Genomic DNA, 14,512 nt, shown 5'->3' with positions numbered 1-14,512 from the left:
ATGAACCTGATCCTGCTGGTCAAAAGCTACCGCGACCAACCAATGCCCGGTGACGTGATCTGCCGGTTTACCGAGGTGGGTGGCTCCATCGGCCGAGGTCCGGACAATGACCTGACCCTGGACGACCCAGGCAAGTACATTTCGCGGGTGCATGCGCGCATCGAGCTGCGTGGCGCCGAGTTTTACCTGACTGACACCGGCAGCAATCCCAGCCTGGTCAATGAGCGTCCGCTGGGTAACGGGCGCGAGCGCGTGCTGGAGGAGGGGGATCGCCTGGTGATCGGTGATTACGCCCTGGAAGTGCGCCTGGCGCAGCCAGCCGCCGTCGAACCCGAAGACGACGCCCTGGCGACGCGGATCCTGCCGCCGTTGTTTGTACCTCCACCGCCGCCCGTGGCCGTGCCGCTGCCACCCCTGGAAGTGCCCCAGCCGTTGGCGCGCAACCCTGAAGTGGTGGTGCCGGTGCTGCTGCATGATGACCTGGCCGGTGCGCGCATCCTGGAGGGCGGCTCGTTGTTTGACGGGGCGATGCCGTTGTCGGACCCGTTGGGGTTGAATCCATCGCTGACGCCGGCGTTTCGCGGCACTGAAAGTGACCACGTGGCGCCGCAGTTGCAGGCGTTCAACGCGCCGTTGTGGCAAGCGGAGCCGCAGGTGATTCCGGAGGATTACGACCCGTTGTTTGGCCTGTCATCAGAACCAGCGGTTTTGCCGGATCTAAATGTGGGAGGGGGCTTGCCCGCGAAGAACGATAACGCGGTGGTTCAGGAAAACCTCGGTGTGCGTGAGCCCATCGCGGGCAAGCCCGCTCCCACAGTGGGGGACGCTGTCCTGCAGGCCCTGTTGACTGGCCTCGGTATTCCGGACCTGCACACCTCGCGCTCGCCCACCGAACTCGCCCAGCTCATCGGCGAAATGCTCCGTGCCGCCACCACCGGCACCATGGATGTGCTCATGGCCCGCGCGCTGACCAAGCGCGAAAGCCATATCGACATGACCATGATCGGTGCCTATTCCAACAATCCACTCAAATTCTTCCCCGACGCCGACAGCGCCCTGACCCAGATGCTCGGTGGCGACTCGCCGGCCTATATGCGCCCGGTCAAGGCGATGAACGCCTCGTTTGAAGACCTCAAGGCCCATGAGCTGGCGGTGATCGCGGGCATGCGCGCGGCCCTTGGTGCGGTGGTGCAACGCTTTGATCCGGCACGGGTCGAGCAACGCCGCACCACCCATGGCGCGCTGGACAAGTGGATGCCGGCGCGGCGCAAGGCGCGGTTGTGGGACCGCTTGGTGGAGCGCTACGAAGACCTGGCACGGGACGCCGATGAGGATTTGCAGCGGTTGTTTGGTGAGCTGTTTTCCAAGGCTTATGAGGAACAGGTCGCGCGGATGCGCTCTTGAGCGCAGGTCTTTGTATTGAGCGGGCTTGTTGTGGTGAGCGGGCTTGCCCCGCGCTGGGCTGCGAAGCAGCCCTAAAACAGGCGACCTTATTTGACTGAATAAACGCAGCGTCTGGATTGGGGCCGCTTCGCAGCCCAGCGCGGGGCAAGCCCGCTCACCACAGTAAGCCCGTTCACCACAGACAAGCTTGCCAGCATCAGAAACGTATTCAATTGATGAGAAGAATTCATGTCCTGGAATAACAAAGTCGTCTGGTCCGAAGGCATGCTGTTGCAGCCTCAACACCTGCAACAACATGACCGTTTCCTGCAGGCCCAACTGGAAGCCCGCGTCAGTGCCTTGCGTGCTTACAGCTGGGGTTTTTCCACGCTGGAAATCGACCCGCAACAGTTGGCCATGGGCAAGTTGTCCTTGTTGTCGTTCAGCGGCGTGTTGCCTGACGGTACGCCGGTTGGCCTGCCTTTCGGCGATGAAATGCCGTTGCCCCTGGAGATCCCCGGCGACGCCCGCGATCTGAAAGTGGTGTTGGCGCTGCCCAGCCTGCGTCCTGGCGTGTCGGAGGTGGATGACAACCCCAGCTTTGAAAACTTCGCCCGCCATCGCAGCAGCGAGTACGAAGCCTGGGACAGCAATGGCCTGGACAGCAGCGCGTTGATGAGCATCGGCAAACTGCGTCTGCGCCTGGCGTTTGAAGGCGATGTAGCGGATGCCTACACCACCCTGGGCATCGCCCATGTGGTGGAAAAGCGCGCCGACAAAAGCGTGGTGCTCGACCGCACTTACTGCCCGCCGTGCCTGGACATGCGCGCCGCCGAACGCCTGGGGGCGTTTGTCGATGAGCTGCTGGGCCTGGTGCAGCAGCGGGTCGAGGCGCTGGCGTCGCGCCTGACTCAACCCGATGGCAGCGGCGCCGCAGAAATCGCCGACTTCCTGCTGTTGCAGGTACTCAATCGCAGCCTGCCGTTGGTGCGCCACTTGGCGGCGATGACTGGCCTGCATCCCGAGCAGTTGTACCGCGACCTCGCGAGCCTGGCCGGTGAATTGGCGACCTTTACCCGCGATGACAAGCGCGCCTCTGCCTACCCGGCGTACCGCCATGCAGCCCTGGCGGAAACCTTCGCCCCGGTGATGCTCGACCTGCGCCGCGCACTGTCGACGGTGATGGATGCGCGCGCCATCGCGATCCCGCTGGAAGAGCGCCAGTACGGCATTCGCGTGGCGGTGCTGCCCGACCAGGAGTTGCTGCGTTCGGCCACCTTTATCCTGGCGGTGCAGGCGCAGATGTCCGCCGAGAGCGTGCGCAACGGCTTCCCGCCGCAGGTGAAGATCGGCTCGGTGGAGAAGATCCGCGACCTGGTCAACCTGCAACTGCCGGGCATCGGTCTGCGCCCCTTGCCGGTGGCGCCACGGCAGTTGCCGTTCCACGCCGGTTTTACCTATTTCGAACTCGATCGCAGCAGCGAATATTGGCAATTGCTGAGCCAGTCGGCCGGCTTTGCCCTGCATATCGCCGGGGTGTTCCCAGGGCTGGACATGCAGTTCTGGGCGATCCGCAACTAAGGCAAGGTGACTGACGTGAACGACACTTTTGAAGGCGACCCGGATCGCACCCTGCTGATTCCCACTCCAGGCGGACGCAGGGCAGCACCGCCGGTAACACCGGTACAGCGCGAAGCCATGGTGTTGCAGGGCCAGGGGCTCAACCCGCTGGTGCGTGCCGCCAACCCGCTGCTGGACCTGGTGGTGCCGTTGCGCAGCCTCACGGCCATGCCGGATATGGAAAGCCTGCGCCAACGCCTGATCCAGGCGGTGCAGGCCTTCGAAGCCCAGGCCCGCGCCAGCCAGGTCGACGTGGAAACCGTGGCCGCCGCGCGCTACGCGTTGTGCACTCTGGTCGACGAAACCATCGCCAGCACCCCGTGGGGCGCCGGAGTGTGGGGCAGCCGCAGCCTGTTGGTGACCTTCCACAACGAGGCGTGGGGCGGCGAGAAGTTCTTCATGATCCTGCAGCGCCTGAGCCAGGACCTGCGTACCCATATCGACGTGCTGGAGTTGATGTACCTGTGCATGGCGCTGGGCCTGGAGGGACGTTATCGCGTGCTGGATCGCGGCCTCGATCAGTTGGGGTTGCTGCGTGAACGCCTGCTGCACTTGATCAACCAGCAACGTGGCAATCAGGAGCAAGACTTGTCACCGCGTTGGCGCGGTGCCGAAGCGCCGCAGGCCTCAATGTTGCGGCGGGTGCCGTTGTGGGTGTTGGCGTCGGTGGCGGCGGTGCTGCTGTTGAGTGTGCAACTGACCTACAGCTGGTTGCTCAACCGTGCGTCCGACCCGGTGTTTGCCCAGCTGGGTTCGATCCGTGTGGCTTCGCCGCTCAAGGTGGCGGTGCCGGCCACGCCTGCGCCCGTGCGCCTGGCCGGTTTCCTCGCGCCGGAAGTGGCCCAGGGGCTGGTGGCGGTGAAAGACAGCGCCGACCGCTCGGTAATCACCCTGCGCGGCGATGGGGTGTTCGCCTCCGGCAGTGCCGAAGTGTCGAGCAACTTCGACGGCTTGCTTGCGCGCATCGGCGATGCCCTGGCTACGGTGCAGGGGGATGTGGTGGTGGTTGGGCATACCGACAACGTGCGGCCCTCGGCGACCTCACGGCTGGGCTCCAACTTTGATCTGTCCCAGGCGCGGGCCAAGACCGTCGCACGCTTGCTGGCGCAACGGGCCGGGCCGGTGGAGCGTTACCGCAGCGAAGGCCGTGGCGAAACCGAACCCTTGGTGCCCAACGATTCAGCGGTGAATCGCGCGCGTAACCGCCGCGTCGATATCACCGTATTGATCCCTTCCCAGGCGCAATAGCCATGAATTTTTCGACGCTGTTTTCGTTGTTATGGTCCCCGGTGGAGCGCTTCATCCTGTGGCTGCTCAAGCCCTGGTTGTTGTCGCTGATCGGTGTGGCCTTGCTGTCCCTGCTGGTGTGGTACGAAGGCCCGTTGCTGGCGTTCAACGGCAGCGAGCCGTTGGCGCCGGAGTCGCGGCGCTGGGGTTTGATCGGGTTGTTCGTGTTGGTGTGGGCCAGCTATTTTGCCTGGCGCCTGTGGCGGGCCTGGCGTGCCAACCGTGGCTTGATGGCGGGCGTGGCCGACGCACCATCGGTGGCGCCCGGCGTGCGTGAGTCCCAGGCTGAAGTGGCCGAGTTGGGCGAACGCATGCGTTCGGCCATGGCGGTGCTGCGCAAGGCCAATCCTGGCTGGAAGATGAGCGGGCAGTACCTGTATCAATTGCCGTGGTACATGTTTGTCGGCGCGCCGGGCAGCGGCAAGACCACGGCACTGACCCATTCCGGGTTGCAATTTCCCCTGCGCGAGGCCATGGGCAGCGGTGCCATTGGCGGTGTCGGCGGCACGCGGCATTGCGATTGGTGGTTCACCGATGAAGCGGTGCTGCTCGACACTGCCGGGCGCTACACCACCCAGGACAGCTACACCGAAGTGGACAAGGCCGCGTGGGGCGGCTTCCTCGACCTGCTGAAAAAGTACCGTCGGCAACGCCCGGTCAACGGTGTGATCGTGGCCTTGAGTGTCAGCGACCTGCTGCAACAGACCGACGCCCAGCGTCAGGCCCAGGCTGTGGCGATCCGTGCGCGCATCAATGAGCTGTACGAGCGCCTGGGCTTGCGCTTCCCGGTGTATGTGATCATCACCAAGTGCGACTTGCTCGCGGGTTTTTCGGAGTTCTTCGAAACCTTCGGCCGCGACGAACGCGCGCAGGTGTGGGGTGTGACTTTTCCATTGGCCCAGCCACCCCAGGTGGAAACGGGCCTGGCGTCGTTCCCGGGCGAGTTCGATGCCCTGGAGCGTCAGTTGCAACGGCGTGTGCTGGAGCGTTTGCAACAGGAGCGCGATTTGTCACGACGCGCGTTGCTCTACAGCTTCCCGCAACAGTTCGCCAGCCTGGGCGACGGCCTGACGCGGTTTCTCAATACAGTCTTCGAAGCCAATCGCTACCAGGAGCCGGCACTGCTGCGGGGTGTGTATTTCACCAGTGGCACCCAGGAGGGCAGTCCGATTGATCGGGTGCTGACCTCGCTGGCGGCGTCCTTCGGGCTGGGCCGCAAGGTGCTGGCGCCGAATGTCGCCAGTGGGCGCAGTTACTTCATCACCCGCCTGCTGCGCGAAGTGATCTTCAAGGAAGCCGGGCTCGCCGGGGTCAATCACCAGGAGCAACGGCGCCGACGCCTGCTCGGCCGGGCGGGGCGCATGGCGGCGGGTGTGGCGTTCGTCCTGCTGCTGGTCGGCATGACCATCAGTTATACCCGCAACCTGCAACTGATCGCCGATGCGTCCAGTGCCGCCACCAACGTCGCGCAATTGGCCAAGGCACTGCCGGCCGAAGGCGATGTGCTGGTGACCCTGCCGTTGCTGAATGCCGCGCGCGCGTTGCCCAGCGGCTACAGCGACGGCGACCGCAGTGTGCCGTTGCTCAGCCGCATGGGCCTGTACCAGGGCAACAAGCTCGGTGCGGGTGCAGTCACGCTGTATCGGCGCTTGCTGCGCAGCACCTTGTTGCCGCATATCGTCGCCAACATGGAAAACGCCTTGCGCCGTGGCGACGCGAGCAATCAGGAGTTTCTCTACGAAACCTTGCGCGCCTACTTGATGCTCGGCGAGCGGCAGTTCTTCGACGCGCCGTCGGTGCAGGCCTGGGTCGATGTAGATTGGCGTCGCGAACTGCCCCAGGCCACGCCTGCGCAGTTGCAGCAACTGTCGGACCACGTCACGGCGCTGTTGGAGGCCGACGACGAGGCCGAGCCGGTGCAACTGGACAGCGCGCTGGTGGCCAAGGTGCGCCTGGCGTTGGCGAGCATGCCGTTGTCCCAGCGCATCTATAACCGGGTGAAGCGCCAGGTCGACCAGCAACACCTGCCCGAGCTGAGTGTGAACAGTGCGGTGGGGCGGGATGTTTCGTCGTTGTTTACCCGCGCCAGTGGCGAGCCGTTGTCCCGTGGGGTGAGTGGCGTCTACAGCATCGCCGGCTACCGGGAACTGACCCGCAAGACCCCGCAGGCCGTGGCCGAGATGGCCAAAGACAGTTGGGTGCTGGACCGCCAGGAATCGGCGCAGATTGCCGGCGCCGATCCGGCCATGCAGGCGGCGGTGCTGGAGCTTTACTACGCCGACTACATCCGCCAATGGGACAGTTTCCTCGCGGATGTGCACCTGGCACCGTTGACCAGCCTGGGCCAGGCCTCGTTGGTGACCAATGTGCTCGCCGCCAGCGATTCTCCGTTGCGCGCGTTGCTGGTGGCGATATCGAAGGAAACCACGCTGGAGGGGGCGTTGACCTCGACCACAATCAAGGACACCGATCAGCGCGTGCGCGACAAGATCGCTGCGGCCACGCAAAAGCTGCAATCGGCGCTGGGTGGCGATAGCCCGGCACCGGTGGCGGACGCGTCGGCCAATCCGGTGGACCCGCATTTCGCTGCGCTGCATCGCCTGGTGGGCAACGGCGCCGGTCCGCAGCCGGTTGATGAGGTATTGGCGTCGCTGAAGGACGCCGGGCAATTCTTCGACAGCGCTGACGCCGCGCGCCGCAGTGCTGCGCCGGCACCTTCCAACGAGGTGTTGGGGCGCTTGAAACGCTCGGGTGACACGCAGCCTGCGCCGTTGTCGACGCTGCTGCGGGATGTGGAGTCGGGGGGCACGGCGCTGACCCTTGGCAATGAAAAAGCCCGGTTGAATGCACTATGGGAGGCGAGCGGCGCGCCGTTCTGTCGGGCGGCCATCGATGGGCGTTATCCGCTGGTGCGCAGCTCGGCCCGCGATGCCACCGCCGATGACTTCGGCAAGTTTTTCGGCCCCGGTGGGTTGATGGACGATTTTTTCAGCAAGAACCTTGCGGCGTATGTCGACATGAGCGGCAGCCAGTGGCGCTGGCGTTCAGCTGGCGTGACGCCGCTGAATATCTCCCAGGATGTACTCAATCAATTCCAGCGTGGCGCCAAGTTGCGCGATATGTTCTTCGTGGCCGGTGCGCGCCAGCCGTCCATGCGTTTCGACTTGAAAACCCTGGGAGCAGACCCGGCACTGAGCAAGGTCACGCTGGATATCGATGGCCAGCCGGTGGTGTTTGACGCTGGGACTGTGGCCGACTTTGCCAGTATCTCGCTGCCCAGCGGCAAGTCCGGCGGCCTGGTGCGACTGGATGCCACGCCAGGGCTGGCCAGCCCACTGCGCACCGACGGCCCCTGGGGTTGGCTGCGCATGATGGACAAGGCTGTGGTGAGCACCCAGGGCGAACAGCTGCAACTGACCTTCAATCTGGAAGGTCATCGGGTGGCGTATCTGCTGCGGGCCAGCAGTGTGATCAACCCGTTCCGCCGCGACAGCTTCGAGCCGTTCCATTGCCCGGGCAGCTTTTAGGAAACCACCATGAATGGATTTTTCGGCAAGGTTCCCAGACTGGGAGACTTTGTCAGTCGTCGCTTGGCACCGGAATTCCTTGGCCCGTGGGACGCCTGGTTGCAGGCCGGTTTGCAGTGCAGTCATGAGCGTCTGGGCGAGCAATGGCTGGAGGTGTACCTGTGCAGTCCGATCTGGCACTTTGCGTTGGCGGCGGGTGTGTGTGGTGAACAGGGCTGGGCCGGGGTGATGATTCCCAGTGTGGATCGGGTGGGGCGCTATTTTCCACTGACCGTTGCTGCAGCAGTTGGAGACGTGCTGCTGTTGGATGCGACCTGGCATGATGAGGTGGAGCGCTTGGCGTTGTCAGCCTTGAGCGAGGCGTTTTCCCTCGAAGTATTTGATGAGTCGGTACAGGCGTTGCCATTGCCCACGCTTATCGCACGAGCAGATCCCTCCATGCGGGTGTTGTTCTGGAGCGAAGGTTCCCCCCACGTTGCGCCGACGCGTTGGGAAGGGGAGGGATTGCCTGATGCAGAGACCTTCGCCGACATGCTCGGCAGCCCATGGCCCTGAATGAAAAAGCCCCGAACCTGTCGGGGCTTTGCTGATCAACCCAATGCAGCAAGTTGCGCCACGGTTTCCGGGAAACGTGCCACCAGGCGGATCAGCGTGGCAGCCTGGGCGTTTGGCTTGGCCCGGCCTTGCTCCCAGTTTTCCAGGGTGCGGGTGTTGGTGCGCAGGTACATGGCGAACACCGACCGAGAGAGGTTGAGTTGTTGGCGCACCGCGACCACTTCCTCGGCGGTGAGTGGCGCCAGGTTTTTGAGGTGAACCTTGTGGGTTCGCAGGGTGACTTTGCCTTGGCGTTCGTCTGCCAGGGCGTCGAAGCCTTCGACCAGTTCGGAAAAGATTTCACGTTTCATGATGTGTTCTCGCTTTGATTTCCCTGTCCAGCAGGTGTTTTAGGGCTTTTTTGTGCTGTGGTGTCAGGTCATCCTGTTCGTGCTTGCCGTACAGGGTGAACAGCCAGAATTGCGTGCCGCCCGACCACCAGTAGTAAATGACCCGCAGGCCACCGCGCTTGCCTTTGTTGCGTCGCTCATCGACGAAGCGAACCTTGCGCAGTCCGCCTGTTCCCTCGATCACATCTCCTGCTTCCGGGTTTTTCATCAACTCTTGTTGAAAACCCTGGAAAAGCTCGTCACTCAGATAGTCCTTGCGATGCCGCTCGAAGGCCGGCAGTTCGATAAATAGAGCATCCATGTTCTGTACGTAGCCTGCGTATAGTTTGGTGGCCCACCCGCGATGAGTCAAGTGACCCTGCTGTGGGAACTTTCCTAAAACGCAGACACCATACGGCGGCCTTCATCGAGTAGATGCCGGATGAGGAGGCAGATGGCTGAGGAAATTTCCGCGAATAGGGGAGGGTAAAAGCCACTCCCCCAGAAACGCAAAACGGCGCCCGAAGGCGCCGTTTTGTTGACTGCATCCCGCTAAGCGATCAAACGCCCAGCACCGCGTGCTGCACCAGGGTGAGCAGCGGTTGTGGGTACACGCCCAGGAAGAACGCGAGCAGGGCGATGGCCAGCAGCATCACGCCGCCTGCCTTCTGTTCCCAATGCAGCTCGGCATCCACACGGCGCAGGTTTGGCTCGATCAGGTAGAGGGTGACCATCACGCGCAGGTAGTAGAACACGCCAATCGCGGAGCCCAGTACCAGGGAGGCAACCAACCACCATTCGTGGGCTTCAACACCGGTGGCGACGATGTAGAACTTGCCGATAAAGCCCGCCGTCAGCGGGATACCGGCCAGGGACAGCATCATCACGGTCAGTACGGCGGTCAGGTACGGACGGCGCCAGAACAGGCCGCGGTATTCGTACAGGGCGTCGGCGTCACGGCCTTTGAATGGCGAGGACATCAGCGTGATCACGCCGAATGCACCCAGGCTGGTGATCACGTAGGTGACCAGGTACACGCCCATGGCTTCCACGGCCAGGCCTTTGCTCGCCACCAGGGCGATCAGCAGGTAGCCGAAGTGTGCGATGGAGGAGTAACCCAGCAGACGCTTGAGGTTGTTCTGGGTCAGGGCCAGCAGGTTACCGAACAGGATCGACGCGATGGCGATCACGGTCAGCACGGTGCTCAGCACGCCGGTGTTGGCAGCAGGGGAGATCTGGAACAGACGCACCATCACCGCAAACACTGCAACCTTCGACGCGGTGGCCAGGAACGCCGCTACCGGGGCCGGCGCGCCTTCGTACACGTCCGGGGTCCACAGGTGGAACGGCACCAACGACAGCTTGAACGCCAGGCCAATCAGCATCATCGCCAGGCCCAACTGGGCAATCGGCGCAGGCATGCCGGTGGCGGCCAGGGCGTGACCGATACCGGTAAAGCTCAGGCTGCCGGCTTCGGCGTAGAGCAGGGCCATACCAAACAACAGGAACGCGGAACCGGCGGCCGACAGCACCATGTACTTGATGCCGGCTTCCAGGGAGCGCTTGTTGAAGAAGGCGTAGGCCACCAGGCCGTAGGTCGGGATCGACAGCAGTTCCAGGCCGATGAACAGGCCGGCCAGGTGCTGTGCGCTGACCAGCACGATACCGCCGGCCGCAGCCAGCAGGATCAGCAGGTACAGCTCTTCCTTGTTGCCTGGGTAACCGGTGCCGCCTTCGCCCATATAGGCGTGGGCGAGGGTGACGCACGCCAGGGTCGCGACCAGGATCAGCGCGATATACAGCAGGGCGAAGTCATCCACCATCATCAACGGCGTGACCGCCAATGGCGCGACCTTGAGGGCCGGGATGATCGACAGCAGGGCCAGGTTGAGGCCAGCACAGGACAGCAGGAACGTTTGCGAATGATTGCGGCGCCAGGCGATTGCCAGCATCACCACCACGATGGTGAGGCTGGTAATCAGCAGCGGCGCAAGCGCGATAAAGTGTTGGATCGTGAATTCCATAGCGCTCTTACCGGGCCGAAGCGAGTTGAGAGAAGGCGGTGCCGAACCACTGCTGCACGCCATGCATCGTCGCGGCAGAAGTGTCCAGGAACGGTTGCGGGTACACGCCGATGTAGATCAGCAGCACCGCAAGGCCGAGCACCATGATCAGTTCGCGAGCATCCATCCCTTGCAGGACGGTGTCGGACTTGGCCGGGCCGAAGTAGGCGCGGTGGATCATGATCAGCGAGTAAACCGAACCAAACACCAGGCCGGAGGTAGCAATCGCACTGATCCACGGTGTTTGCACGAATGCACCCATCAGGATCAGGAACTCGCCGATGAAGTTGCCGGTGCCCGGCAAGCCCAGGGACGCGGCGGCGAAGAACAGGCTGATCGCCGGCAGGTACGCGATGCGCGACCACACGCCACCCATTTCACGCATGTCACGGGTATGCAGGCGCTCGTACAGCTGGCCACTCAGGATAAAGAGGGCAGCGGCCGAGACACCGTGGGCCAGCATCTGGATCACGGCGCCTTGCAGCGCCAGCTGGCTGCCGGAGTAGATGCCGATCAGTACGAAGCCCATGTGGGAAACGGACGAGAAGGCAATCAGACGCTTGATGTCGGTTTGTGCGAAGGCCAGGAACGCACCGTAGAAGATCCCGGTCAGACCCAGGGTCATGGCGATCGGCGCGAACTCGGCCGAGGCATTCGGGAACAGCGGCAGTGCGAAACGCAGCAGGCCGTAGGCCGCCGTCTTCAACAGGATACCGGCCAGGTCCACGGAACCTGCGGTCGGCGCCTGTGCGTGGGCATCCGGCAGCCAGGAGTGGAACGGCACCACCGGCAGCTTCACCGCGAACGCGATGAAGAAGCCCAGCATCAGGATGTACTCGGTGGTGAGGGACATCTTGGTTTTCAACAGGTCGGCGTAGTTGAAGGTAATCACGCCGGTGTTGTTGAAGTTGACCAGTACCAGGCCCAGGATCGCCACCAACATGATCAGGCCGGAAGCCTGGGTGAAGATGAAGAACTTGGTCGCCGCGTAGATCCGGGTTTTCTTGCCGTCCGAAGAACTGTGACCCCAGAGCGCGATGAGGAAGTACATCGGCACCAGCATCATTTCCCAGAAGAAGAAGAACATGAACAGGTCGAGGGCGAGGAACACGCCGACAACGCCGCCCAGGATCCACATCAGGTTCAGGTGGAAGAAGCCCACGTGACGCTGGATCTCTTTCCAGGAGCAGAGTACCGAGAGGATACCCAGCAGGCCGGTCAGCAGGATCATCAACAGCGACAGGCCGTCGAGGGCCAGGTGCACGTTGATGCCGAAGCGCTGGATCCACACGTGCTTGAATTCAAGCGCGAAGGTCGGATCGACACCCGGTGCCGGAGCAAATGAGTAGTCGCCATGGGCCCACAGCCAGAGGCCGAGTGCGAGTTCCAGGGACATGGTCAGCAACGCAATCCAGCGGGGGAGGGTGGCGCCGAAGCGTTCACCCATCCAGCAGAGCAGGCCGCCGATAAAGGGGATCAGGATTAGCCAGGGCAGAATCATGACAGGCTCGTTTCCTTTCGCAAGTTCGCAAAGATCGCAATGTTCATAGTCATACCGCTACCACAACGATGGCGCCGATCACCAGTACGGCACCGGCTGCCATGGAAGCGGCATACCAACGCAGTTGACCGGTCTCGCTGCGGCTCAGGGCGGTGTGACCGGCCTTGGCGGCACGCGGGATCAAACCGATGGTCTGGTCGAGCGGGTCTTTGCGCAGTACATGGCTGATGGCAAGGTAAGGCTTGACGAACAGTTTGTCGTAGATCCAGTCGAAGCCCCAGGCAGCGAACCACCAGGCCGACAGGAAGCGGCCAATGCCACTGTTGGCCACGGCGGTCACGAAGCGACGCTTGCCGAGGAACAGCAGGGCTGCCAACAGGATACCGGCGATGGCGATGGCGCCCGAGGCGATTTCCAGGCTGTGCTTGGCAGCGCCACCGGCATGGCCGGCGCTTTCTGGCAGAACACCGGCCAGCGGTGGGGTGATCAGGGCGCCGATGAAGGTCGACAGGATGATCAGAACGGACAACGGCAACCAATGCGAGATGCCATGGCCTGCGTGTGCTTCGGTCTTGGCTTCACCGTGGAAGGTGATGAAGATCAGGCGGAAGGTGTACAGCGAGGTCATGAACGCACCCACCAGGCCTGCGTACAGCAGGTTCTGGTTACCGCTGGCAAAGGCTTCCCAGAGGATTTCGTCCTTCGAGTAGAAGCCGGCGGTCACCAACGGCAGGGCGGCCAGGGCGGCACCACCGACGATGAAGCTGGCGTAGGCCAGTGGCAGTTTCTTCCACAGGCCGCCCATCTTGAAGATGTTCTGCTCGTGGTGGCAGGCAACGATCACCGCACCGGAAGCGAGGAACAGCAGGGCCTTGAAGAAGGCGTGGGTCATCAGGTGGAAGATCGCCGCGTCCCAGGCGCCAACGCCCAGGGCCAGGAACATGTAGCCGATCTGGCTCATGGTCGAGTAAGCGAGGATGCGCTTGATGTCGGTCTGCACCAGCGCGGCGAAGCCGGCCAGTACCAGGGTCACGCCACCGACGATGCCCACCAGGTGCAGGATGTCCGGCGCCAGGGTGAACAGGCCGTGGGTACGGGCGATCAGGTAGACACCGGCGGTCACCATGGTGGCCGCGTGGATCAGTGCGGAAACCGGGGTAGGACCGGCCATCGCATCCGCCAGCCAGGTTTGCAGCGGCAGTTGTGCGGATTTACCGACAGCGCCGCCCAGCAGCATCAGGGTCGCCAGGGTGATCCAGAAGTCGCCAACCTGGAATTTCTGCGGTGCCAGCACCAGCAGTTCCTGGATGTTCAGCGTGCCCACCTGTTGGAACAGGATGAACAGGCCGATGGCCATGAACACGTCACCGATACGGGTCACGATGAAGGCTTTAAGGGCTGCGTTACCGTTGTTGCGGTTGCTGTAGTAGAAACCGATCAACAGGTACGAGCACAGGCCCACGCCTTCCCAGCCGAAGTACAGGAACAACAGGTTATCGCCCAGCACCAGGAACAGCATGCTGGCGATAAACAGGTTGGTGTACGAGAAGAAGCGCGAGTAACCGGCTTCACCGCGCATGTACCAGGACGCGAACAGGTGGATCAGGAAGCCCACACCCACCACCACGCCGAGCATGGTGATCGACAGGCCGTCGACGTAGAGGGCGAAGTTAGGCTTGAAGCCCTCCACCGACATCCACTGCCACAGTACCAGGGTGTAGTGACCGCCTTCCGGCGGCGCCACGTTGAATTGCCAGATGACGTAGGCGGTCACGATGGCCGAGAGGCCAATGGAGCCCACACCCACCAGGGCCGAGAGGTTTTCCGACCAGCGCCCGCGAGAGAACGACAGCAGCAGGAAACCGATCAGGGGGAATACGAAAGTCAGAAAGATCATGTTCATCCGCGCATCTCACTGGCAGCGTCGATATCAAGCGTGTGGAAGCGACGATACAGTTGCAGCAGGATCGCCAGGCCGATACTGGCCTCGGCGGCTGCCAGGCTGATCACCAGGATGAACATGACTTGTCCATCCGGCTGGCCCCAACGTGCACCCGCAACGATGAACGCCAGTGCAGCGGCGTTCATCATGATTTCCAGGCTCATCAACACGAACAGAATGTTACGGCGAACCATCAGGCCGACCAGGCCAAGGCAGAACAGGATGCCGGCGACCGCCAGACCATGCTCCAAAGGGATAGCAGGCAT

The 14,512-nt window shown here is 62.8% G+C and carries 11 protein-coding genes; 5 read left to right on the top strand and 6 right to left on the bottom strand.

Annotated elements, in window-relative coordinates:
• From tagH to tagF, 5 genes are all read left to right on the top strand, one after another.
• The gene (gene tagH / locus OZ428_RS20750; RefSeq protein WP_269131128.1) at nucleotides 1-1,404 is read left to right on the top strand and encodes a type VI secretion system-associated FHA domain protein TagH; all 1,404 of its coding nucleotides are present in this window, start codon (nucleotides 1-3) and stop codon (nucleotides 1,402-1,404) included.
• 228 nt (nucleotides 1,405-1,632) lie between these two features.
• Nucleotides 1,633-2,964, top strand: coding sequence for a type VI secretion system baseplate subunit TssK (gene tssK, locus OZ428_RS20745; RefSeq protein WP_269131127.1), 1,332 nt, complete (start codon nucleotides 1,633-1,635; stop codon nucleotides 2,962-2,964).
• Nucleotides 2,965-2,979: 15 nt separating this feature from the next.
• On the top strand, nucleotides 2,980-4,251 hold the full coding sequence (gene icmH, locus OZ428_RS20740; RefSeq protein WP_269131126.1) for a type IVB secretion system protein IcmH/DotU: 1,272 nt from the start codon (nucleotides 2,980-2,982) through the stop codon (nucleotides 4,249-4,251).
• Between the two features lie 2 nt (nucleotides 4,252-4,253).
• The gene (gene tssM / locus OZ428_RS20735; protein ID WP_269131125.1) at nucleotides 4,254-7,817 is read left to right on the top strand and encodes a type VI secretion system membrane subunit TssM; all 3,564 of its coding nucleotides are present in this window, start codon (nucleotides 4,254-4,256) and stop codon (nucleotides 7,815-7,817) included.
• A gap of 9 nt (nucleotides 7,818-7,826) precedes the next feature.
• Complete coding sequence (tagF, locus tag OZ428_RS20730; protein ID WP_269131124.1) at nucleotides 7,827-8,372, top strand: type VI secretion system-associated protein TagF; 546 nt, start codon at nucleotides 7,827-7,829, stop codon at nucleotides 8,370-8,372.
• 35 nt (nucleotides 8,373-8,407) lie between these two features.
• Here tagF and OZ428_RS20725 read toward each other — a convergent pair whose 3' ends face one another.
• From OZ428_RS20725 to nuoK, 6 genes are all read right to left on the bottom strand, one after another.
• The gene (locus tag OZ428_RS20725) at nucleotides 8,408-8,722 is read right to left on the bottom strand and encodes a helix-turn-helix domain-containing protein (protein WP_033896843.1); all 315 of its coding nucleotides are present in this window, start codon (nucleotides 8,720-8,722) and stop codon (nucleotides 8,408-8,410) included.
• Nucleotides 8,712-9,062: a toxin gene (locus tag OZ428_RS20720; RefSeq protein ID WP_038850296.1), complete on the bottom strand. Its 351-nt coding sequence runs from the start codon at nucleotides 9,060-9,062 to the stop codon at nucleotides 8,712-8,714. The genes OZ428_RS20725 and OZ428_RS20720 overlap by 11 nt, the downstream gene beginning before the upstream one ends.
• A 238-nt stretch (nucleotides 9,063-9,300) precedes the next feature.
• Complete coding sequence (gene nuoN / locus OZ428_RS20715; RefSeq protein ID WP_105698607.1) at nucleotides 9,301-10,764, bottom strand: NADH-quinone oxidoreductase subunit NuoN; 1,464 nt, start codon at nucleotides 10,762-10,764, stop codon at nucleotides 9,301-9,303.
• A gap of 7 nt (nucleotides 10,765-10,771) precedes the next feature.
• Nucleotides 10,772-12,304 (bottom strand): NADH-quinone oxidoreductase subunit M, encoded by a 1,533-nt coding sequence (gene nuoM / locus OZ428_RS20710; RefSeq protein ID WP_269131123.1) that lies wholly within the window; start codon nucleotides 12,302-12,304, stop codon nucleotides 10,772-10,774.
• Between the two features lie 49 nt (nucleotides 12,305-12,353).
• Complete coding sequence (nuoL, locus tag OZ428_RS20705; RefSeq protein ID WP_033896839.1) at nucleotides 12,354-14,207, bottom strand: NADH-quinone oxidoreductase subunit L; 1,854 nt, start codon at nucleotides 14,205-14,207, stop codon at nucleotides 12,354-12,356.
• Complete coding sequence (nuoK, locus tag OZ428_RS20700; RefSeq protein WP_003174727.1) at nucleotides 14,204-14,512, bottom strand: NADH-quinone oxidoreductase subunit NuoK; 309 nt, start codon at nucleotides 14,510-14,512, stop codon at nucleotides 14,204-14,206. Before nuoK ends, nuoL begins: the two co-directional genes overlap by 4 nt.

Source organism: Pseudomonas sp. GXZC, from assembly GCF_026967615.1.
Classification (GTDB): domain Bacteria; phylum Pseudomonadota; class Gammaproteobacteria; order Pseudomonadales; family Pseudomonadaceae; genus Aquipseudomonas; species Aquipseudomonas azotoformans_A.
This window is presented reverse-complemented; position numbering and strand designations above follow the sequence as displayed.